The organism is Intestinimonas sp. UBA1698 (assembly GCF_002320075.1).
GTDB classification, from domain to species: domain Bacteria; phylum Bacillota; class Clostridia; order Oscillospirales; family Oscillospiraceae; genus Intestinimonas; species Intestinimonas massiliensis.
The window spans coordinates 1-21,788 of sequence record NZ_DCJO01000015.1; the positions used below are offsets into that span (position 1 = coordinate 1).

A 21,788-nucleotide genomic window follows, 5' to 3' on the forward strand; every position below is an offset into this window, starting at 1 on the left:
GGCGGTGATGAACCTGCTGCCCATTCCAGCCCTGGACGGCGGGCGCATTTTCTTCCTGGCGGTCAACGGATTGTTCTCTCTGCTTACCCGGCGGAAGCTGGACCCCAAATACGAGGGCTATGTGAATATGGCGGGGTTTTGCTGCCTGATCCTGCTGATGGTGGTTGTGGCCTTCAATGATATTGTCAAGCTATTTGCGTAAAGCGAAATTACTTTCCTATAAGGGATAAAAGGTGATTGTATGACAAAGCAGATCAACATTGGGGGCGTTCCCGTGGGTGGGGGCGCTCCCATTCCCATCCAGTCCATGTGCAACACCCGTACCGACGATGTGGCGGCCACCGTGGCGCAGATCCACCGGCTGGAGGCGGCGGGCTGCGACATCATCCGGGTAGCCGTGCCCGACCAGGCGGCGGCCCGTGCTGTGGGCGCCATCAAAGAGCAGATTCACATTCCGCTGGTGGTGGATATCCACTTCGATTACCGTCTGGCTCTGGAATCCGTGGCAGCCGGATGCGACAAGGTGCGCATCAATCCCGGCAACATCGGGGACGCCGAACGGGTGAAGGCGGTGGCGCGGGCCTGCCGGGAGAAGGGCGTCCCCATCCGGATTGGGGTCAACGGCGGGTCTCTGGAAAAGCCGCTGCTGGCCAGGTACGGCGGGGTAACGCCCGAGGCCTTGGTGGAGTCCGCCTTCGGACACATTGCGTTGCTGCATCGCTTCGATTTTGACGACATCTGCATCTCCCTCAAGTCCTCCGACGTGCGGACCACCATGGCGGCCTACCGGCTCATGAGCGAGCGGTGCGATTATCCGCTTCACCTGGGCGTCACCGAGACGGGTACCATCCGCATGGGCACCCTCAAGTCTGCCATAGGCATCGGCGGTCTGCTGGGCTTCGGCATCGGGGACACCCTGCGGGTGTCTCTGTCCGCCGACCCGGTGGAGGAGGTCTACGCCGCCCGGGATATCCTGAAGGCCCTGGGCATCCGACAGGAGGGTCCCGACCTGATCGCCTGTCCCACCTGCGGCCGCACCCGGATCGACCTCATCGGCCTGGTCGAGGAGGTGGAGTGCCGCCTCAAAGGAGTGGAGAAGCCCATCACCGTGGCGGTTATGGGCTGCGTGGTCAACGGCCCCGGAGAGGCATCGGCCGCCGACGTGGGCATTGCAGGGGGAGACGGCGTGGGCCTGCTCTTCCGCAGGGGAGAGATCGTAAAGAAGGTGCCCCAGGCGGAGCTGGTGGACGAGCTGTTTGCCCTGATCGAGGAATTGTAAAAAATCAGCGTAGGAGCGTATACATATGCCAGAGCAGAAGAAAATCCCCATTCTGGTTCTCTTTTCCGCGTGGAAGCCATCGGAGGACCTGCGGCCGCTTCTGACCGATATGCTGGTCACCGGTGCGGTCATCGACCGGCAGCAGCGCTGCATCCAGGCGGAGATCCAGTGTGCTCAATGCCCGGATGATGTGCGCAGGGCGCTGCTGGAGCGGGAGCTGGCGGCGGCCTATGGGGTCCAGCGCGTAACGCTGCGGTTTCAGACGCCGGCGGCGGAGCCGCTTCCCCCGCCGGAGCCCCCAAAGCTGCCGGTTTCGGCGGAGCGGAAGCCCCTACCCACCGACGAGGCTGCCCCGCCGGAAGCGGTGCCCCCGGAATCGGAGGACCCGATGGAGGTCTTTCGCCGGACGGAACGCATCCGGCAGGCGGCGCTGAAGAAGATCAAGCCGGCGGCACACACGGAGAAAAGGGGCGGCCGGGAAGGGCCCAAGGAGAAGCTGATTTACGGCCGTATGGTGAAAAAATTTCCCGCCATCGCCATGAACGACATCACCCTGGACTCCGAAATGGTGACCATTGAAGGAGATGTATTCGCCACCGACCATCTGGAAATGAAGAAGCGAGGCGCGTGGATCGTCCGCTTTGACATCACGGATCAGACCAATTCCATCCGGGTGGCCAAATTTCTGGTCGGAGACGAAGGTAAGGAGCTGGCCGGGGCCATCCGGGAGGGGCAGCGCCTTGTGGTCCAGGGCCGGGTCAGCCCCTACCAGGGGGAGCTGCAGATCGAACCCACCGGCATCGCGGAGGGGACGCGGACCGTCCGCCAGGACAAGGCGGAAGGGGAGAAGCGGGTGGAGCTCCACCTGCACACCCGCATGTCGGTGATGGATGCCACCACCGACATCAAGGAGGTCATTAAGCGGGCGGCGGCCTGGGGGCATCCGGCCATCGCCATCACGGACCACGGCGTCTGCCATGATTTCCCCACCGCCTATTCCGCCGCCAAAAAGGCTGGCATCAAGATGATTTTCGGGGTGGAGGCCTACTTCCAGAACGACGTGGACGACATGCCCACGGTGCGGGGGACGATGGATGTTCCCTTTTCCGGGGAATACGTCTGCTTTGATTTAGAGACCACCGGCCTGGACGCCCAGCGGGACGTGATTACGGAGATCGGCGCGGTGGTGCTGAAGAACGGCCAGGTCACCGACGAGATCTTTTCCACCTTTGTGGACCCGGAACGGCCCATGAACCCCGAGATCATCCGTCTGACCGGCATTACCGACGAGATGGTCAAGGGCGCGCCCAAGCAGGCGGAGGCCATCCGGCAGTTTCTGGCCTTTGTCAACGGGCGACCTCTGGCGGCCCACAATGCCGGCTTTGACGTTGGGTTTCTTTCGGAGGGCTGCCGCCGCTGCGGTATCCCCTTCGAGGCGACGGCGGTGGACACCTTGCCGCTGGCCCAGGCCCTTCTGCCCCACCTGTCCAAGCACAAGCTGGACGTCGTGGCCGACCACCTGGGCCTGCCCGCCTTCCACCACCACAGAGCCACCGACGACGCCTCCACCGTGGCCTATATGCTGGTGCCCTTCTTCAAAAGGCTGGAGGAGGAACACGATATCCACTCCCTGGGGCCCATCAACCACTGGGTCGCCGGACAGAACCAGGCCCGGAAGGGCAAACGCCGGGCCCGGCATCTCATCGTCCTGGCCCGCAACCAGACCGGCCTGCGCAATCTCTATAAGCTGGTCTCCAAGGCTCATCTGGAGCACTTCCAGCGCAAGCAGTATCCGGTGATGCCCAAAAGCCTCATTGATGAGAACCGGGAGGGGCTGCTGATGGGCTCGGCCTGTGAGGCGGGCGAGCTGTTCCAGGCAGTGGTGCGGCACAGCTCCTGGGCGGAGCTCAAGCGCATCGCCTCCTGGTACGACTATCTGGAAATTCAGCCTCTGAGCAATAACGCCTATATGCTCCGGCCCGACAAGAACGGCAAGACCATTGCACGTGATAGGGAGGAGCTGCGGAATTTCAACCGCACCGTCGTGGAGCTGGCCCATGAACTGGGCAAACCCGTGGTGGCCACCGGCGACGTCCACTTCCTGGACCCGGAGGACGAGATCTACCGCCATGTGCTGCTGGCCACCAAGGGCTTTGAGGACGCCGACGCGCCCAATCCGCTTTACTTCCGCACCACCGACGAGATGCTGGAGGAATTCTCCTATCTGGGCGCTGAGACCGCCCGGGAGGTGGTCATCGACAATCCCCAACTCATCGCCGCCTGGTGCGGAGATCTGAGCCCGCTGCCCAACGGTCTGTTCGCCCCCAAGCTGGAGGATTCCGAGGGGGAGCTGAAGCGGCTGGTGTGGGGAAAGGCCAAGCGCCTTTACGGGGAGGAGCCGCCCCAGATCGTAGTGGATCGCATCAACGCCGAGCTGGGAGATATCCTGATGCGGCATTATGACGTGATTTACATGTCGGCCCAGAAGCTGGTGCAGGACTCCCTGGACCATGGCTATCTGGTGGGCTCCCGGGGCTCGGTGGGGTCCTCTATCGTGGCCTTTCTGTCGGGCATCACCGAGGTCAACGCCCTGCCGCCCCACTACCGCTGCCCCAACTGCAAGCATTCCGACTTCGAAGCGGCCAAGGAAGGGGGCTGGGGCTGTGGAGCCGATATGCCCGACGCGGTGTGCCCCGTGTGCGGGACTCCCTACGAAAAAGACGGCTTCAACATCCCCTTCGAGACCTTCCTGGGCTTCGGCGGCGACAAGGTGCCCGATATCGACCTGAACTTCTCCGGCGAGTACCAGTCCAGCGCCCACCGCCATACCTTTGAGCTCTTTGGAGAGACCCACGTGTTCCGGGCGGGCACCATCGGCACGGTAGCGGAAAAGACCGCCTTTGGCTACGTAAAAAAGTACCTGGAGGAACGAGGCAAGACCGCCACCAAGGCGGAGATGCTGCGGCTGGCCAAGGGCTGTACCGGGGTCAAACGGACCACCGGACAGCACCCCGGCGGCATGGTGGTCATCCCTCAGGACAAGGAGATCTACGATTTCTGCCCGGTGCAGCACCCGGCCGATGACACGGATACCGACATTATCACCACCCATTTCGAATATCACTCCATGGAGTCCAATCTGCTCAAGCTGGACATGCTGGGCCACGATGATCCCTCCATGATCCGCATGATGGAGGACCTCAGCGGCATGGATGCCAAGACCATCCCTCTGGACGATCCGGATACCCGGAGTATCTTCATCACCTCCAGGGCACTGGGGTACGAGGACGACCCGGTTCTCGGCCCGACCGGAGCCACCGCCATCCCGGAGTTCGGTACCTCCTTCGTCCGGGGCATGCTGGAGGAGACTAAGCCCACCGAATTTGACATTCTGGTGCGGCTGTCCGGTTTCTCTCACGGCACCGATGTGTGGCTGGGCAACGCCCGGGACCTGATCTTGTCCGGCACTGCTACCGTCGGCCAGGCCATCGGCTGCCGGGACGATATCATGCTCTATCTCATCTCCTGCGGCATGAAGGAAAAGCGGGCTTTCAAGATCATGGAGGCGGTCCGAAAGGGCAGGGGGCTTCCGGAAGGGGCCGAGGACGAGATGAAGGAGCATGGCGTACCCGACTGGTACATCGGCTCCTGCAAAAAGATCGCCTATCTGTTCCCGAAGGCCCACGCCGTGGCCTATGTGATGATGGCCTTCCGCATCGCCTGGTTCAAGGTCCACGATCCACTTGTGTTCTATGCGGCTTACTTCTCCATCCGGGCCAAGGCCTTTGACGCCACCGTCATGTGTCTGGGGATGGACCGGGTCAAGGCAAAGATGAACGAAATTCGGGCCAAGGACAAGGACGCCTCCGCCGTGGAACAGGACATGCTGACCACCCTGGAGGTGGTCTATGAATTCTATCTGCGCGGCTACACCTTTGATCAGATGGACCTGTACCGCTCCGATGCAGTGCGGTTCCAGGTGGACCGGGAGCGGAAGGCGCTCATTCCTCCGTTCATGGCCATCCCCGGCCTGGGGGAGACAGCGGCGGTTTCCATTGTGGAGCAGCGCAAGGGGAAGCAGTACCTCTCGGTGGAGGAGTTCTCCGCCGACTGTCCCAAGGTGACCAAGGCCCACATTGAGCTGCTCCGGACCTGCGGCGCCCTGGGCAATCTGCCGGAGACCAGTCAGATGACCCTGTTTTGAACCCTGTCTGTCTATTTTGAACAAGGTGGGGGCCATAAGTCAGGCCGGATTCCTCTTGACTTTAGCATAGTAGCGTGATAGTATATAAAAGCAAATTGGAGAAAGGTGGGGAATTCCCTTTGCGCTATACGATCCATACGCCCGAGGGGACCCGGGACCGGCTGTTTTCTGAGTGCCGGGAGCGGCGGCAGGTGCAGAGCGCCCTGACCAAGCTGTTTCAGTGCCGGGGTTATGCCGAGATTTCCACCCCGGAGGTGGAGTTTTACGACTTATTTCTTCAGTCAGGCAACCCCATGCCCCAGGAGAGCATGCTGAAGATCATCGACCGGTCGGGCAAGATCATGGTGATGCGCCCCGACTGCACAACCCCCATCGCCCGGGTGGCCGCCACCAAGCTGAAGGCGGTGCCGCTGCCCCAGCGGCTCTACTACGACCAGACGGTGTTTCGCTCCGGCCAGGAGCACAAGGGCGGCAGCAGTGAGATTGCACAGTGCGGGGTGGAACTCATCGGCGCGGCTGGACAAAAGGCCGACCTGGAGATGATCGCCATGGCGGTGGATGCCCTGCGGGCCTGCGGGGTGCAGAGATTCCATATCGAGCTGGGACATGTGGGGTTTTTCCGGGACTTGGTGGGCCGGATGGATATGCCCTCTGAGACGGTGGAGCAGATGCGCGCCCTCATCGAGGGAAAGAATTTTGCCGCCCTCAACGACCTGCTAGAGCCCTATGCGGGACAGGGGGCCTGCGCCGCTTTGAAGCGCTTGTCCAGGCTGTTCGGCGGGGCCGAAGTGCTGGACGAGGCCGAGACCCTCGCCGGGGGCAGCAGCGCCTTGAACTATCTGCGGCGGCTGTATACCGAGCTTTCGGCGGCGGGCTATGGCGGTTATCTCCGCTTTGACCTGGGCCTTGTCCATCAAATCGACTATTACACCGGCGTGGTTTTCCGGGGCTACGTGGAGGGAGCGGGGGACGCCGTCCTTTCGGGCGGGCGCTATGACAAGCTGGTGGAGGCTTTCGGCCGCACCGCTCCGGCCACCGGATTTGCGGTGGACGTGGACGCGGTGGCGGGCTGTCTGCCGCCCCGGGAGCTCCCGAAGGTGGGCTTGCTGGTCCATTTTGAGCGCGGGGAACTGGCCCGCGCCTGGAAGGCCGTGGACGACCGTGCGGCGGGGACTTGTGAGCTGTCTCCCTGCGAAACGCTGGAGCAGACGCTGGAGCTGGCCCGTGAAAAGGGCGCGGACCGTGTGCTGGTGCTGGATGGAGACGGGGAAAGGCTGGTGGAGGTATGAGCCAGAGACTGCGAATCGCCCTGACCAAGGGCCGGCTCCAGGAGAAATCGGTGGAGCTGTTCGAGGCCATGGGTCTGGATTGCTCGCCCATTCAGTCGCCCGGTCGGCGGCTGGTCCACGCCATTCCCAACTATCCTCTGGATGCGGTGCTGGCCAAGGCCCCGGACGTAATCACCTACGTGGAGCACGGAGTCTGTGATCTGGGTATTGTGGGCAAGGATACCATTTTGGAGCAGGGCCGCTCCTTCTATGAGGTGCTGGACCTGGGCTTCGGTAAGTGCCGGTTTGCCCTGGCGGTAAAACAGGGGAGTGATTTTTACGGCACCTATAAGACCCGGCGCATCGCCACCAAATACCCCAACGTGGCCCGTACCTTCTTTGAGAAGAAGGGGATGGACGTGGATATCATCAAGATCGAGGGCTCGGTGGAGCTGGCCCCCATCCTGGAGCTGGCCGACGCTATTGTGGACATCGTGGAGACCGGGGCGACTCTGCGGGAAAATGGTCTGGTGCCCATTGAGGACGTGGCCCAGGTTAGCGCCCGGCTGATTGTCAATCCAGCCAGTATGAAGCTCCATAAGACGGAGCTCACCGACTTTATAAACCGCTGTGAACGGGAATTGGAGTGTCGCGTATGATACAGATCATCCAGGCCGACGGGAGGGCAGAACAGGCCCGTATCGCGGCGATGCGAGCCCGGGCGGCAGAGGTGGGCGCGGATATCGAAGAAGCCGTCTCCGCTGTGATGGGAGCTGTAAAGGAAAAGGGCCTTTCGGCTGTGGAGGCGTATTCCCTCAAGTTTGACGGCAAAATTCCCTATGAGATTCCCCGTGAGGAGCTGGAGGCCGCCTATGACCGCTGTCCGGATGAGCTGATTGCCGCCATGGAGCGCGCGGCAGCCAACATCCGGGACTACAATGAAAAGCTGCTGGTCCAGAGCATGGAGTGGACCTCCCCGGACGGCGGGACGGTGGGCCGGGTAGTCCGGGGCCTGACTCGGGTGGGGCTCTATGTGCCCGGCGGCACGGCGGCCTACCCGTCCTCAGTCTTGATGAACGCGGTCCCCGCCAAGGTAGCGGGGGTCGAGGAATTGATCATGGTGACCCCTCCCACTGAAAATCTGAACGACGCCGTGCTGGCCGCCGCCAAAATCGCCGGAGTGGATCGGGTCATCGCCGTGGGCGGAGCCCAGGCCATTGCGGCCTTGACCTTTGGGGCCGGCTTCATTCCCAAGGTGGATAAGCTGGTGGGGCCGGGCAATGCTTTCGTGGCCACCGCCAAACGGTTGGCCTATGGCAAGGTGGATATTGATATGGTGGCGGGGCCCTCCGAGGTGCTTGTGATAGCCGACGAGACCGCCAACCCCGTCTATGTGGCCGCCGACCTCCTGAGCCAGGCCGAGCATGACCGGCTGGCCTCTGCCGTCCTTCTGACCACCAGTATGGAGCTGGCACGGGCGGTGGACGCTGAGATCGTCCGTCAGGCCGGCTATCTGAGCCGTTTGGACATTATGGAGGCTTCACTGCGGGACTTTGGCTGCGCCATCGTCTGCGACAGCCTGGAGCAAGCAATTTCCCTTGCCAATGAGATTGCTCCGGAGCATCTGGAGATCGTGACCGAGGACCCCAGGGCGGTGCTGCCTGAAATTCGAAATGCCGGCGCGGTCTTTCTGGGAGAATGGTCACCCGAGCCCCTGGGGGACTACCTGGCGGGCCCCAATCACGTGCTCCCCACTTCCGGTACGGCCCGCTTCTTTTCTCCCCTGTCTGTGGATAGCTTCCTTAAGACCATGAGCATCGTAGCGTACAGCCGCGATACCCTGGCCCCGATCCGGGAGCAGGTGGTGGCCATGGCGGAGGCGGAGCATCTGACCGCCCACGCCAATTCCATTCGTGTGCGGTTTGAATAGGAGGGAAGGCATGGAGAGAATTTCCAATATTTCCCGGGAAACCAAGGAGACCCGGATTCAAGCGGTCCTGTGGCTGTCCGGCGGCCCGGTCAAGATCGATACGGGGATCGGTTTTTTTGACCATATGCTGCACGCCTGGGCTTTCTATGCAGGCTTCGGGCTGACTCTGACGGCGAAGGGCGATCTGGAGGTGGACGGCCACCATACCGTGGAGGACACCGGTATCGTACTGGGACAGGCCCTGCGGGAGGCGCTGGGAGACAAGGTGGGGATCCGCCGGTTTGGGAGCGCCTATGTACCTATGGACGAAGCGCTGGCCTTCACGACTTTGGACTTCTCTGGACGGCCTTTCCTGGTCTATGAGGCAGATATGCCACAGGCCCGGATGGGCGCGTATGACGCCTGCCTGACGGAGGAGTTTATGCGGGCCCTGGCAATGAACAGCGGGCTGACCCTGCATATGCGGGCCCAGTATGGCCGGAACGCCCACCACATTACGGAGGCCCTTTTCAAATCTTTGGGGCTGGCCATGAAAGACGCCGTCAAGATGGAGGGGACCGGAGTCACCTCCACCAAAGGAGTTCTGTGAGGATGAATCACTTTACAGCCATTTTGGATTACGGCGTTGGAAATCTGAAAAGCGTCACCAATGCCATGCGCTATCTGGGATTTGATACCCGCATCACCAGCGATCCGGCAGAATTGGAGCGGGCGGATGCCATCATACTGCCCGGGGTGGGGGCCTTTCCCGATGCGGCGGAGAAACTTCGTGTTCCCGGCCTGGACAAGACGCTGCTGACCCAGGCGGAGAAAAAACCCATTCTGGGCATCTGTCTGGGGATGCAGCTCCTGTTCGACCGGGGAGAGGAGATCCGTCCCTGTGCGGGGCTTGGACTGGTCCACGGCAGTGTGAGGCGGCTCGAGACCGACCGAAAGCTGCCGCACATCGGCTGGAACAGCCTGGCCTTCCAGAACCATTCCCCTCTGTTCCGTGGATTGGACGACGGTGTATACGTCTATTTCGTACACACCTTCTGCGGCGTGGCCGACAGGGAATCCGACGTCATCGCCCGCACGGAGTACGGCCCTTCCGTGGTGGCGGCGGTGTCCTGCGGCAACGTCTACGGCTGCCAATTCCATCCGGAAAAAAGCGGTGAGACCGGCTTGGTCATCCTGAAAAACTTTGGGGAGCTGAACAAATGATACTTTTGCCTGCCATTGATATGAAGGACGGGCGGTGTGTCCGCCTGAAAAAAGGGGAGTTCCACACAGTCCATCAGGTGGCCAACAGTGCGCTGGAGACCGCCCGGCGGTTCGCTGAGGCGGGGGCTCAATGGGTCCACATGGTGGATCTGGACGGGGCCCGCGACGGTGTGCGGGCCAATTTTCCCCTGATCTATGAGGTCATCCAGCAGTCTGGTCTCCGCGTGGAGCTGGGGGGCGGCGTAAAGTCGATCCCCGATGTCATCACCATCGTGGAGGCGGGTGCCGCCCGGGCGGTCATCGGCTCTGCCGCCGTCACCGACCCGGCGGTCTTGGATTACGCCGTAAACTGGAAGCCGGAGCAGATCGCCGTGGGCATTGACTGCCTGAACGGCAAGGTCCGCACGGCGGGTTGGGAACAGGACTCCGGCCTGGATTATTTGGAGTTCGCCCGGCAGGTGGAGGCAAAGGGTGTAAAGACGATTATCTTTACGGATATTGCAACAGATGGGATGCTGTCCGGTCCTTCCTTTCAGCAGTTGGAGGCTCTGCAGAAGACCGTGCCATGCAACATCGTGGCCTCCGGCGGAGTCGCCACCCTGGATGATGTGAAGCGGCTGCGAGACATGGGCCTGTATGGGGCCATCATCGGCAAGGCCTACTATGCTGGGACGCTGGACCTGCCCCAGGCCGTGAAGGAGGCGGGGCCCCAATGCTAGCCAAGCGGATCATCCCCTGCCTGGATGTCCGGGACGGCCGGGTAGTCAAAGGGGTCAACTTCATTCATATCCGGGACGCCGGCGATCCGGTGGAGCTGGCAAAATTTTATTCCGATCAGGGAGCGGATGAGATCGTCTTCCTGGACATCACGGCTACCAGCGATGACCGGGATACCGTGGCGGACGTGGTGGAGCGGACGGCTGGTCAGGTCTTTGTGCCCCTCACCGTGGGAGGCGGCATCCGTACGCTGGAGGATTTCCAACGGCTGCTGCGGGCGGGGGCGGACAAGATCTCCGTCAACTCCGCGGCGGTGGCCGACCCCGGGCTGATCTCCAGGGCGGCGGAGCGGTTTGGTTCCCAGTGCGTGGTGCTGGCCATCGACGCCCGGAGCCGGGAGGACGGCAGCTATGAGGTAGTGGTGGCCGGCGGCCGAAAGCCCACCGGCATCGACGCGGTCTGGTGGGCGAAGGAGGGCGAGCGGCTGGGCGCGGGAGAGATCCTGCTGACCTCCATGGATGCCGACGGGACCAAGGGGGGCTTTGATCTGGCTATGACCGGGGCCGTGGCCCGGGCCGTCCATATCCCGGTCATCGCCTCCGGCGGCTGCGGCTCCCTGGCCCATTTTGCCCAGGTCTTTGAAGAGACGGACTGTGATGCGGCTTTGGCGGCCTCGCTGTTCCACTTCGGGGAGCTGACTGTGCCCCAGGTCAAAACCTATTTGAAAGGACGGGACATCCCGGTAAGGTGAGGTTATGGAGCTGAATCAGCTATTTCAGAAATCGGACTTGATCCCGGTCATCATCCAGGATATAAACACCAGAGAGGTGCTGATGCTGGGCTTCACCAACCGGGAGGCGGTAGAGCGGACGCTCCAAACCAAGACCGCCTGGTTCTGGAGCCGCAGCCGTCAAAAGCTGTGGAACAAAGGGGAGACCTCGGGGCATTTTCTCCAGGTCAGAAAGGTGGTTGCCGACTGCGACACCGATACGCTGCTCTATCTCTGCACGCCGGACGGGCCCACCTGTCATACCGGAGCACAGAGCTGCTTTTTCAATGTGCTGATGGAGGAAAAAGAATGAAAGATACTGTATTACAGGACCTGTACGGCGTGATTCAGGGCCGGAAGGCCAATCCCCAGGAGGGCTCCTATACCTGCTATTTGTTTGAAGAGGGTCTGGATAAGATTCTGAAAAAAGTAGGAGAGGAGTGCGCAGAGACCATCATCGCCGCCAAGAACGGTGAGATGGGGGAGACTGTGGGGGAGATCTCGGACCTCATCTATCATGTGCTGGTCATGATGGCGGATCAGAACATCCCGCTGAATGCGGTGCTGGAGGAACTGGACCGCCGCAGTCAGAAGATCGGCAACCTGAAGCAGTTCCACCAGACGGACCACGAGACCTGAAAAGGACCTCCGGAAGTGAAGCTTCCGGAGGTCCTTTTTGCATCAGAACTCGGTCTCCTGCCAGCCCTTGCAGACGTCGATCCAGCCTGCGCTGCGAGCGAGCTGAGCCAACTCGCAGCAGGTCAGGCGCACAGCGGAGCTGGAGCTGCCGGCGGCGGGGTAGACGGTGTCAAACCGCTGGAGAGACACATCAAGGTAGGAGGTGACCCGATCCGGGTCCACGGCGAAGGGACAGACGCCGCCCACCGCATGCCCGGTGAAGTCCAGAGCCTGTTGCGGGGTCAGCATCTTGGCCTTGGTGTGGAACTGAGCCTTGTACTTCGAATTGTCGATTTTGGCGTCGCCGGCCGCCACGATAAGGACGCACCTGCCGTCCACCAGGAAGGAGAGGGTCTTGGCGATGCGGGCGGGCTCGCAGCCCACGGCCTGGGCGGCCAGATTCACGGTGGCGCTGGATACCCCAAACTCCCGGATGCGGTCCTCAAAGCCTGTTTCACGCAGGAACAGGCGTACCGTTTCAATGGACATCGGTTTCAGGGGCCTTCTTCTGCCCGACCTTGGCCAGGAACTTTTCGACGTTGATGACAGCGCGCTTATGGGTACCCTTGCCGATGACGCCGGCCTCGTCGTAGGCGGTGACGGTGAAGGTGAGGGCGCGGCCATTGACCTCGATAAGCTCGCACTCCGCCCAAACCTTCATGCCGATGGGGGTGGCGGCGTCGTGAGATACGTCCAGGTGGGTGCCTACGGAGCCCTCACCCTCGGCCAGGTGGGGTGTCAGAGCGTTGACGGCGGCGTTCTCCATCAGAGCCAGCATATAGGGGGTGGCAAAGACGGGGACCAGGCCGGAGCCCACGGCAGCGGCGGTGTTTTCATAGACGACCACGGTCTCGGCGCGGCCCTTAAGTCCAACAGTAAGCGACATAATATCATTTGCTCCCTTCAAGGAAATTTATGCTTTATTCTACACTATAATTTCGTATTAGGCAAGAAAAAGAGCCTCCAGGCGGAGGCTCTTTTGGCCGTTTAGTTATTCATCAGACGGACCCACTGATCGTTGTAGAGCGTGCGGATCTGCGCAGGGAGGCAGGCAAAGGTCTCGCACTGGTTATCCATGAAGTCCTGATCCGGGTAGGCGAAGGGATCGTCCACCACCTCGGCGTCCAACTCCTTCCGCACGGAGAGCAGGGGAGTGGAGTACCAGGTCTCCTCGCAGTTTTTCAGGCCCGCTTGGGTGGAGCACATGAAGTTGATGAAGGCCTCGGCGTTTTCCTGATTCTCGCAGCCCTTGGGAATGCACATGGCGTCCACGTAGCGGTTGGTGCCCTCCCGGGGCAGAGCGAAGGCCAGGTCCTCGTTGCTCTCATACATGGTGAGGAAGTCGCCGTAGTAGTACACGCCGATGGCGGCGTTGCCGCCCTCCAGCTTCTCAAAGATGTCGTCCATGACATAGGCCTGCACCAGGGGCTTCTGCTCCATCAGCAGGTCCACCGCGGCAGTGATCTGAGCGGCGTCGGTAGTGTTATAGGAGTATCCCAGCTTCTTGAGCGCGATGCCGATGGTATCGCGGGGATTGTCGAACATGAGGATATCCCCGGCGTACTTTTCGTTCCAAAGCACATCCCAGGTCTCCATATCCTCGCCGGGCTCCACCATGGTGGTGTTGTAAATGATGCCCAGCGTGCCAAACATATAGGGCACGGAGTAAAGATTTTCCGGGTCGTACTCCGGGTTTTTCAGGGATGGGTCCACATCGGAGAAGTTGGGAATGTTATCAAAGTTGAGGGGCTCCAGCATATCCTCCTCGATCATCTGGCCGATCATGTAGTCGGAGGGAATAATGACGTCGTAACCGCCGGAACCGCCGGCCAGCTTGCCGTACATGGCCTCGTTGGAATCATAGGTCTGATAGTTAACCTTGATCCCGGTCTGGGCGGTAAAGTCGTCCAGTACGGACATGTCAATGTATTCGCCCCAGTTGTACACGTTGACCTCACCCTTGGACGGGTCGGCGGCGCTGCCGCCGCCGCAGGCCGTAAGCGCGAGGGTGAGGAGGCTGGCGGAGGCCAGCACGAGGGAGATTAGCTTCTTTTTCAATTCTATTCAGTTTGCTCCTTTCGGGATAAAATAGGTTTGTTCAGGGCCGGGGGCCCAGAAACACAGAGTTATTTGGCGGACAGAACCGCCCGGCGCCGCTTCTCCATGCGCTCCTGCCGAGCTTGACGGAGGTTGACCAGGACCATCAGGGCCACCACCACCAGGAACATCAAGGTGGACAGGGCGTTAATCTCCGGGCTGACCCGCTTTTTGGCCATGGAATAGATGACCATGGAGAGGGTCTGGGTGGTGCTCCCGGCCGTAAAATAGCTGATGACAAAGTCGTCGATGGAGAGGGTGAAGGCCATGATGAGCCCGTTGATGACCCCGGGCATGATCTCCGGCAGAATGACCTTGTAGAAGGCGTGGAAGCCGTGGTCGCCCAGGTCCTGAGCGGCCTCGTAGATATTGGGGTCCAACTGGGAGAGCTTCGGCATCACGCTGAGGATGACATAAGGCACGTCAAAGGCGATGTGGGAGATCAGCAGGGTGAGGAACCCCATGCTCCACTTCACGCCGGTAAGCTGGCCCAGGCTGCCGTTCCAGGCGCTGATGGCCAGCAGGAAGAGCAGCATCATGGACACGCCGGTAATGATATCCGCATTGGTCAGGGGGATGTTGTTGACGGTCAGGCAGATGCTCCGGAACCGGCGGCGGAGGTTGCGAAACCCGATGGCCGCCGCCGTGCCCATGACGGTGGAGATCACAGCCGCCAGGGCGGAGACCGCCAGTGTGACCGCCAGCGCATTGAGGATCATGTCGTTTTGGAAGAGCTGCCGGTACCAGTCCAGGGTAAAGCCGGCCCACACCGCCTTGCTCTTGGAGGCGTTGAAGGAAAAGACCACCAGGACCAGGATGGGGGCGTAGAGGAAAAGAAATACCAGGAGCATAAACAGGCGGCTGACAAGTCCGTTTTTCTTCACAGGACCGTCACCCCTTCCTCGCCCTCGCCAAAGCGGTTCATCACGGCCATACAGACCAGAACGATGACCATCATCACCAGGGATATGGCAGAGCCCAGATGGGGATTATAAGCGCTGCCCAAAAACTGCATGTCGATGAGGTTGCCCAGCAGGAGGGTCTTGCTGCCGCCCAGCAGCCGGGAGATGGCGAAGGTGGACACCGATGGGATGAACACCATGGTGATGCCGCTGAGGACCCCCGGCAGGGACAGGGGAAAGACGATCCGGCGGAACACGGTGCGGTCATTGGCGCCCAGGTCCTGGGCGGCCTCGATGACCTTGGGATCAATCTTCTCGATGACGGAGAAGATGGGCAGGACCATGTAGGGCAGAAAGTTGTAGACCATGCCCAGCACGATGGCCCCCTGGGTGTCGATCATTTGGAAGGGTCCCACGCCGAACAGGCCAAAGAGGGTGTTGATCAGGCCGTTGCGCTCCAGCAGGAATTTCCAGGAGTAGGTCCGCAGAAGGAAGTTCATCCACATGGGAAGCATGATGAGCATAGTAGCCATGCGGTGGACCCAACTGGTCTCCCGGGCCAGAAAGTAGGCCAGGGGGTAGCCGATCAGCACGCAGATGACGGTGGCGATGGCGGCCAGCAGGAAGGAGCGGCCGAATGCGGCGGTGTACTGGGCCATGTCCTGAAAATTGGCCAGCGTGAAGCCTCCGGCGTCCGAAGTGAAGGCGTAGACCGTGATGATGACCAGGGGAGCCACCACAAACAGGGCCATCCACCCCACATAGGGAAAGGCAATGGCTTTACTCTTCATCGCCCGCCTCCGCATCCTCGCTGAGCTCATCGTACTCGTCGCTGTAGGAGCTGTAGTCTCCGAACTTGCCGGAATAGGCGCTCTTTTTCATGATGTGGAAGCCGTCGGGGTCGATCTTGACGCCGATTCTGGCTCCGACAGGGGAGAAATCCGTGGTCTGAATGAGCCACTTGAAGCCCCGGAAATCCACGATGATGTCGTAGTGCATTCCCTTGAAGGTGACCTCGGTGACCGTGCCGGTGAGCTGGCCCTGTTCCTCGGAGACGATGTCGATGTCCTCGGGCCGGATGACCACGTCCACCGCCTCGTTGGGAGCAAACCCCCCGTCCAGACAGGGAAATTTCTTTCCGTACATCCCAACCACACCGTCGGCGTGCATGATGCCGTCGATGATATTGGACTCCCCGATGAAGTCGGCCACAAAGGCGTTCTTGGGCTCGTTATAGATGTCGATGGGGGAGCCGATCTGCTGGATGTTGCCCTTATCCATGACGACGACCGTGTCGGACATGGTGAGGGCCTCCTCCTGATCGTGGGTGACGTAGACGAAGGTGATGCCCACCTGCTGCTGAATCTTTTTCAGCTCGATCTGCATGTCCTTGCGCAGCTTCAAATCCAAGGCGCCCAAAGGCTCGTCAAGTAGAAGCACTTGCGGGCGGTTTACAATGGCCCGGGCGATGGCGATGCGCTGCTGCTGCCCACCGGAGAGGGAGTCCACGCTCCGCTTGCCGTAGCCGGGTAGGTTGACCAGTTCCAGGGCCTCGTTGACCCGGCGCTCAATCTCTTTTTCCGGCACCTTGGCAATGCGAAGGCCGAAGGCCACATTTTCAAAGAGGTTCATATGGGTGAACAGGGCGTATTTCTGAAACACGGTGTTCACCTGCCGCCGGTGCGGCGGAACATCATTAATCCTCACACCGTCGAAAAACACATCCCCGGAGGTAGGCTTCTGAAAACCACCGATGATACGCAGGGTGGTCGTCTTGCCGCAACCGCTGGGGCCGAGCAGTGTGAGGAATTCCTTGTCATTGATATACAGGTTGATGGAGTTCAGGACGACCTCGTCGTCGAACACCATGCGGCAATCCGACAAGCGGATGAGTTCTTTGGACATTATCCTCCCCCGTTCCGTCAGAGGCCCCGCTTCCGCAGGACCCGAAATACGCAGATATAGCAAGCTACAATATATATGGTATCGCAAAAAAAGTCAATGAGATTTCCGTATTATTTTCGTGTATATTCGGGGAAATACTCTTCCGCGAAATCCACATGTTCCACCTGCCAGGACCGGCCGTTCAAATGATTCAGCACGCCGGCGTCAGTGGAGAAGGAAAAGGTCAGCTTGTACGAGTAAAGCGCCTGGAATTTTCGGTCAAATTTTTTATTCTCCCGGGCTTTTCCATACTTGCCGTCTCCCAGCAGAGGGTGCCCGGCGGCGGCAAACTGGGCACGAATCTGATGGGTCCGTCCCGTAATGAGCTCGCACTCCATCAGTGACAGGCCGTTCCGGACGGCCAGCGTGCGGTAGAGGGTGACGGCGGTCCGCCCCCCCGGCACCGGAGACCTGTGGACTGTGACCTGGTTTTTGGCCTCATCCTTGGAGAGAAAGTCCTCCAGCCTTCCGTCGGAAGGCGTCATTCTGCCGTGAACTACGCACAGATAATATTTTTCCAGCTCGCGGTCCTTGATCTTCTGGTTCATGATGCGCAGAGCCTCGGCGGTCTTGGCGGCGATGACGATGCCGCCGGTGTTCCGGTCGATACGGTTGCACAGGGCGGGGGTAAAGGCGTGCTCGGCCCTGGGGTCCCACTCCTTTTTCTGGTAGAGATAGGCCTGGATATGGGTAATGAGGGTATTGACGTACTCGTGTTCGTCGGGGTGGACCACCAGACCGGGCCGCTTGTCCACCAGCAGGATGTGCTCGTCCTCGTATAGGATGTCCAGCTGCGGCTTGAAAACGGACAAAAAGGCATTTTCTGGCGCCGGGGCGTCAAAAAACTCGTCATTGATATAGAGCTGGAGCACATCGCCCACACACAGGCGGACATCCCGCTTGGCTCCCTTACCGTTGCGCTTGACCCGCTTGAGCCGGATATATTTCTGCGCCAGGGGAACGGGGAGAAGGGGAACGGTCTTGCCCAGCCAGCGGTCCAGCCGCTGCCCGGCGTCGTTTTTTCCGACAAGATACTCTTTCATATGGCGCCTCCCGCCGTAGAGATGCTCTATATTGTATCATAAAATAAAAAAAAGTGAAGAAAGTATTTGACATTGACAAAACACTTGACTATAATATTTGTCGTGCCATTATGCGAGGTGTGCCATGCGACTGAACCTAAAAGACATCATCCATGTTCCCGGCGCGATGCGTCCGTTTTCCTTCCGGTTGGACCTGTCCGACCTGGAATTCGGCGGTGCGCGTCCCATTGGCCGTCCGGTCACTGTGGAGGGCCGGGTGAGGAATATGGCCGGTGCCCTGGTTTTGGAGGCGGAGGCCAAGACCGTACTGGACTTGACCTGCGACCGCTGCGCCCGGCCCTTTGCCCGGGAAAAGATCGTCCCTATCGAGACGCTGCTCGCCACGGAGCTGGCGGACGAGACCAATGAGGACGAAATTTATCTCCTGGACGGGGACGAGGTGGACCTGGATGAGGTTGCAACCACAGCGTTTGTCCTCGCAATGGATTCCAAAAACCTCTGCTCAGAGGACTGCAAAGGCATCTGTGCCGGGTGCGGCGCCGACCGGAACGTCGAGCCATGCCGGTGCAAGCCCGAGGTAGACCCCCGGCTGGCATCTCTTGCCAAGCTATTGGAGGACAAAGAGAGCGAGTAAACGAACCGTGCCCGTGCAGGGCATCCAAGGAGGTGTCACAGATGGCAGTCCCTAAGTCGAAAGTATCCAAGCAGCGTCGGAATAAGCGCCGCAGCTCCGTGTGGAAGCTGGAGACCCCCGGCCTCAGCAAGTGCCCCAAGTGTGGTGCGTACCGCCTGCCCCATCGGCTCTGCAAGTCCTGCATGACTTACAATGGCCGCGAGTTCGGCAAGACCGAGGCCACTGAGGCCAAGGCCAACTAAATGCGCGAGAAAAGAAGAGGGGTTTATCCCCTCTTTCTTTTTGCCCGGAAACGGGGTACAATAAAACGGAAAAGGAGGCGCGCCCATGAGTCTGACCAAAATCCGGTCGGTAGACCCAGACAGTCCGGCCAGGCGGGCGGGAGTACGGATCGGGGAGACCTTGACCGAAGTCAACGGCCACCCCATCGTGGACGTGCTGGACTATAAATTTCATACCTATGACCCCAGGCTGATCTTGAAACTGAAAGAGGAAAACGGTCGGGAGCGCACCGTCCGGGTGCGGAAGGCGGAAGGGGAGGACCTGGGCCTCAATTTTGAGACCTATTTGATGGACCGGGCCCGTTCCTGTGCCAATCGCTGTATTTTCTGCTTTGTGGACCAGATGCCCCCCGGCATGCGGGAGACGCTCTATTTCAAGGACGACGACGCCCGGCTGTCCTTCCTGATGGGTAATTATATCACATTGACCAATCTGTCCAGACGGGAGCTCCAGCGGATTATGGACTTGCACATCAGCCCCGTCAACATTTCCGTCCACGCCACGGACCCGGAGCTGCGGGCCAGTCTGCTGAAAAACCATCGGGCGGGGGAATGTTTGTCCATCATGGAGCAGTTTGCCCGGGCGGGGATCACGATGAACTGCCAGGTGGTCTCCTGCCCCGGCATCAACGACGGGCCCGCCCTGGACCGCACCCTGCGGGAGCTGGGCGGTCTCTATCCCGCGGTGAACAGTGTGGCCGTCGTTCCGGTGGGGGTGACCCGCTTCCGGGAGGGCCTGTGCCCTATTGCGCCCTATACGCCGGCCCAGGCTGCCGAGGTGATCGGGCAGGTGGAGCGCTTCGCCGACGCCTTTCGAAGGGAACACGGCACAGCTCTGGCCTGGTGCTCGGACGAGTTTTACCTGATTGCCGGGCGGGACCTGCCGGAAAAGGGCTATTACGAGGACCTGGCCCAGCTCGAGAACGGTGTTGGGATGCTGCGCCTGCTCCAGGGTCAGGCGGCGCTGGCCCTGGAGGATCTGGAGCCGGATGTGGCGCCGTCGCCTTTTTCCATCGCCACCGGAATGTCCGCGGCACCCTTTTTGCAGGAAATCGTTGACAGAATCCGGGAAAAATGTGGTAATATAAAAGGAATGGTCTATCCCATTCGCAACCGCTTTTTTGGGGAGACCATCACCGTATCGGGGCTGATTACCGGCCGGGACCTAATCGAGCAGCTCCGGGGGCGGGACTTGGGCGCGCGGCTGCTGCTGCCGGCCAATATGCTGCGCACGGGGGAGCAGGTCTTTCTGGACGACGTGACGGTGGAGCAGGTGGAGGCGGCGCTGGGGGTGCCGGTGATCCCGGTGGAGGCCGACAGCGGCTTCGACCTAGTGGACGCCATTCTGGGACTGACGGTGGAGCTCCCAGCCTATCGTCTGCCGCCGGAGGCCGAGTATTACCGCTATAACCCGTGACAACAGAAATGAGAGGGATAGAATGAAGCCTTTGGTAGCTATCGTAGGCCGCCCCAACGTGGGCAAGTCCATGCTGTTCAATAAACTCTGCGGCCAGCGGCTGTCCATCGTAGAGGATACCCCCGGCGTTACCCGGGACCGGCTGTACGCCGAATGCGAGTGGTGCGGGCGCTCTTTCAACATCGTGGACACCGGCGGCATCGAGCCCTCGGCCGACACGGAGATTCTGAGCTTCATGCGCAGGCAGGCGGAGATTGCCATCCAGAACGCCACGGTCATCGTGTTCCTCTGCGACATCAAGACGGGTCTGACCGCCTCCGACCAGGAGGTAGCCAATATGCTCCTGCGCTCCCGTAAGCCGGTGGTGCTGGCGGTGAACAAGATGGACCAGGTGGGCCCCACCAATCCGGATATCTACGAGTTCTATAATCTGGGCCTGGGGGACCCCATCCCGGTCTCAGCCGTCCACGGACACGGCACCGGCGACCTTCTGGACGCCTGCATCCAATACTTTCCTCCGGAGGAGGAGGAGCGGGAAGAGGACGACGTCATCAAGGTGGCGGTCATCGGCAAGCCGAACGTGGGGAAGTCCTCTCTGGTCAACCGCATCCTGGGGGAAGAGCGGGTCATCGTCAGCGATATGGCGGGCACCACCCGGGACGCGGTGGACAGCTTTTTTGAAAACAAACTGGGCAAGTATCTCTTTATCGACACCGCCGGGATGCGGAAGAAATCCAAGGTGGACGACCGGATCGAAAAGTTTTCGGTGCTCCGTGCCACCATGGCCATCGAACGGGCCGACGTGTGCCTCATCCTCATTGACGCCAACGAAGGCGTGACCGAGCAGGACACCAAGGTGGCGGGACTGGCCCATGAGGCGGGCAAAGCCTGTATCATCGTGGTGAACAAGTGGGATGCGGTGGAGAAGGATGACAAGACCATGGACCGCATGCGGGAGGACGTCCGCCGGGATCTGGCCTACATGACCTATGCCCCCATCGTGTTTATCTCGGCGTTGACCGGGCAGCGGGTGGGCCGCCTGTTCGAGCTCATCAACTATGTCAACGATCAGGCCTCCATGCGCATCACCACGGGGATGCTCAACTCGGTGCTGGCCGACGCCACCGCACGGGTCCAGCCCCCCACCGATAAGGGCAAGCGGTTAAAGATTCTCTATATGACCCAGGTAGGCATCAAGCCACCCCATTTTGTCTGCTTCTGCAACGATGCCAAGCTCTTCCACTTCTCCTACCAGCGGTATCTGGAGAACCAGATCCGGAATACCTTCGGCCTGGAGGGGACGCCGGTGCGGCTGACCATCCGGCAGAAGGGTGACAAGGAGGGGTAGAGATGCTGGAGTTCTGGTTGAGGCTGATTGCTATTGCAGTGATCGCCTATTTCTGCGGCTGCTTCAACGGGGCG

Annotated in this window: 23 protein-coding genes; 16 read left to right on the forward strand and 7 right to left on the reverse strand. The window is 60.6% G+C overall.

What is annotated here, in order from left to right:
- From B3H64_RS03405 to hisE, 12 genes are all read left to right on the forward strand, one after another.
- On the forward strand, window positions 1-202 hold a 202-nt coding region (locus B3H64_RS03405; RefSeq protein WP_286732945.1), incomplete at its 5' end, for a site-2 protease family protein.
- Between the two features lie 39 nt (window positions 203-241).
- Window positions 242-1,279, forward strand: a complete 1,038-nt coding sequence (gene ispG, locus B3H64_RS03410) for a flavodoxin-dependent (E)-4-hydroxy-3-methylbut-2-enyl-diphosphate synthase (RefSeq protein WP_050618286.1) — start codon at window positions 242-244, stop codon at window positions 1,277-1,279.
- Window positions 1,280-1,304: 25 nt separating this feature from the next.
- Entirely contained in the window at window positions 1,305-5,483 is a 4,179-nt protein-coding gene (locus tag B3H64_RS03415; protein WP_050618287.1) for a PolC-type DNA polymerase III, read from the forward strand.
- A 119-nt stretch (window positions 5,484-5,602) separates the two neighbouring features.
- A complete protein-coding gene (gene hisZ / locus B3H64_RS03420; protein ID WP_286732949.1) occupies window positions 5,603-6,772 on the forward strand; it encodes an ATP phosphoribosyltransferase regulatory subunit in 1,170 nt (389 codons plus the stop codon).
- The gene (hisG, locus tag B3H64_RS03425; RefSeq protein ID WP_050618289.1) at window positions 6,769-7,410 is read left to right on the forward strand and encodes an ATP phosphoribosyltransferase; all 642 of its coding nucleotides are present in this window, start codon (window positions 6,769-6,771) and stop codon (window positions 7,408-7,410) included. The genes hisZ and hisG overlap by 4 nt, the downstream gene beginning before the upstream one ends.
- Window positions 7,407-8,681: a histidinol dehydrogenase gene (gene hisD / locus B3H64_RS03430; RefSeq protein ID WP_286732953.1), complete on the forward strand. Its 1,275-nt coding sequence runs from the start codon at window positions 7,407-7,409 to the stop codon at window positions 8,679-8,681. The genes hisG and hisD overlap by 4 nt, the downstream gene beginning before the upstream one ends.
- Window positions 8,682-8,691: 10 nt before the next feature.
- Entirely contained in the window at window positions 8,692-9,270 is a 579-nt protein-coding gene (hisB, locus tag B3H64_RS03435) for an imidazoleglycerol-phosphate dehydratase HisB (RefSeq protein ID WP_286732956.1), read from the forward strand.
- A gap of 2 nt (window positions 9,271-9,272) precedes the next feature.
- Window positions 9,273-9,884, forward strand: coding sequence for an imidazole glycerol phosphate synthase subunit HisH (hisH, locus tag B3H64_RS03440; RefSeq protein ID WP_050618292.1), 612 nt, complete (start codon window positions 9,273-9,275; stop codon window positions 9,882-9,884).
- Window positions 9,881-10,603, forward strand: coding sequence for a 1-(5-phosphoribosyl)-5-[(5-phosphoribosylamino)methylideneamino]imidazole-4-carboxamide isomerase (gene hisA / locus B3H64_RS03445; RefSeq protein ID WP_050618293.1), 723 nt, complete (start codon window positions 9,881-9,883; stop codon window positions 10,601-10,603). Before hisH ends, hisA begins: the two co-directional genes overlap by 4 nt.
- Window positions 10,597-11,352 carry an imidazole glycerol phosphate synthase subunit HisF gene (gene hisF / locus B3H64_RS03450; RefSeq protein ID WP_278894681.1) on the forward strand — a complete coding sequence of 252 codons (756 nt, stop codon included), beginning with the start codon at window positions 10,597-10,599 and terminating at the stop codon, window positions 11,350-11,352. The genes hisA and hisF overlap by 7 nt, the downstream gene beginning before the upstream one ends.
- Window positions 11,353-11,356: 4 nt before the next feature.
- A complete protein-coding gene (hisI, locus tag B3H64_RS03455; protein WP_050618295.1) occupies window positions 11,357-11,683 on the forward strand; it encodes a phosphoribosyl-AMP cyclohydrolase in 327 nt (108 codons plus the stop codon).
- Complete coding sequence (gene hisE / locus B3H64_RS03460; protein ID WP_050618296.1) at window positions 11,680-12,009, forward strand: phosphoribosyl-ATP diphosphatase; 330 nt, start codon at window positions 11,680-11,682, stop codon at window positions 12,007-12,009. Before hisI ends, hisE begins: the two co-directional genes overlap by 4 nt.
- 42 nt (window positions 12,010-12,051) lie before the next feature.
- Here the strand turns inward: hisE and B3H64_RS03465 are convergent, their stop codons facing one another.
- The 7 genes from B3H64_RS03465 to B3H64_RS03495 form a co-directional block, all read right to left on the reverse strand.
- A complete protein-coding gene (locus B3H64_RS03465) occupies window positions 12,052-12,537 on the reverse strand; it encodes a YbaK/EbsC family protein (protein WP_050618297.1) in 486 nt (161 codons plus the stop codon).
- Window positions 12,527-12,934 (reverse strand): thioesterase family protein, encoded by a 408-nt coding sequence (locus B3H64_RS03470; RefSeq protein WP_050618298.1) that lies wholly within the window; start codon window positions 12,932-12,934, stop codon window positions 12,527-12,529. The genes B3H64_RS03465 and B3H64_RS03470 overlap by 11 nt, the downstream gene beginning before the upstream one ends.
- A 101-nt stretch (window positions 12,935-13,035) precedes the next feature.
- Window positions 13,036-14,106 carry an ABC transporter substrate-binding protein gene (locus B3H64_RS03475; RefSeq protein ID WP_050618299.1) on the reverse strand — a complete coding sequence of 357 codons (1,071 nt, stop codon included), beginning with the start codon at window positions 14,104-14,106 and terminating at the stop codon, window positions 13,036-13,038.
- Between the two features lie 68 nt (window positions 14,107-14,174).
- Window positions 14,175-14,996 carry an ABC transporter permease gene (locus B3H64_RS03480; RefSeq protein ID WP_050619576.1) on the reverse strand — a complete coding sequence of 274 codons (822 nt, stop codon included), beginning with the start codon at window positions 14,994-14,996 and terminating at the stop codon, window positions 14,175-14,177.
- Window positions 14,997-15,025: 29 nt separating this feature from the next.
- Window positions 15,026-15,838, reverse strand: a complete 813-nt coding sequence (locus B3H64_RS03485) for an ABC transporter permease (RefSeq protein ID WP_050618300.1) — start codon at window positions 15,836-15,838, stop codon at window positions 15,026-15,028.
- Window positions 15,828-16,952, reverse strand: a complete 1,125-nt coding sequence (locus B3H64_RS03490; RefSeq protein ID WP_050618301.1) for an ABC transporter ATP-binding protein — start codon at window positions 16,950-16,952, stop codon at window positions 15,828-15,830. Before B3H64_RS03490 ends, B3H64_RS03485 begins: the two co-directional genes overlap by 11 nt.
- Window positions 16,953-17,062: 110 nt before the next feature.
- A complete protein-coding gene (locus B3H64_RS03495; protein WP_050618302.1) occupies window positions 17,063-18,034 on the reverse strand; it encodes an RluA family pseudouridine synthase in 972 nt (323 codons plus the stop codon).
- Between the two features lie 124 nt (window positions 18,035-18,158).
- On the opposite strand from B3H64_RS03495, the gene B3H64_RS03500 reads away from it, so the two are divergent.
- From B3H64_RS03500 to der, 4 genes are all read left to right on the forward strand, one after another.
- The gene (locus tag B3H64_RS03500) at window positions 18,159-18,668 is read left to right on the forward strand and encodes a YceD family protein (protein ID WP_050618303.1); all 510 of its coding nucleotides are present in this window, start codon (window positions 18,159-18,161) and stop codon (window positions 18,666-18,668) included.
- Window positions 18,669-18,709: 41 nt separating this feature from the next.
- Complete coding sequence (gene rpmF / locus B3H64_RS03505; RefSeq protein WP_050618304.1) at window positions 18,710-18,910, forward strand: 50S ribosomal protein L32; 201 nt, start codon at window positions 18,710-18,712, stop codon at window positions 18,908-18,910.
- Between the two features lie 85 nt (window positions 18,911-18,995).
- Window positions 18,996-20,366 (forward strand): DUF512 domain-containing protein, encoded by a 1,371-nt coding sequence (locus B3H64_RS03510; protein WP_050618305.1) that lies wholly within the window; start codon window positions 18,996-18,998, stop codon window positions 20,364-20,366.
- Between the two features lie 22 nt (window positions 20,367-20,388).
- A complete protein-coding gene (gene der / locus B3H64_RS03515) occupies window positions 20,389-21,714 on the forward strand; it encodes a ribosome biogenesis GTPase Der (protein ID WP_050618306.1) in 1,326 nt (441 codons plus the stop codon).
- Window positions 21,715-21,788: the final 74 nt, after the last annotated feature.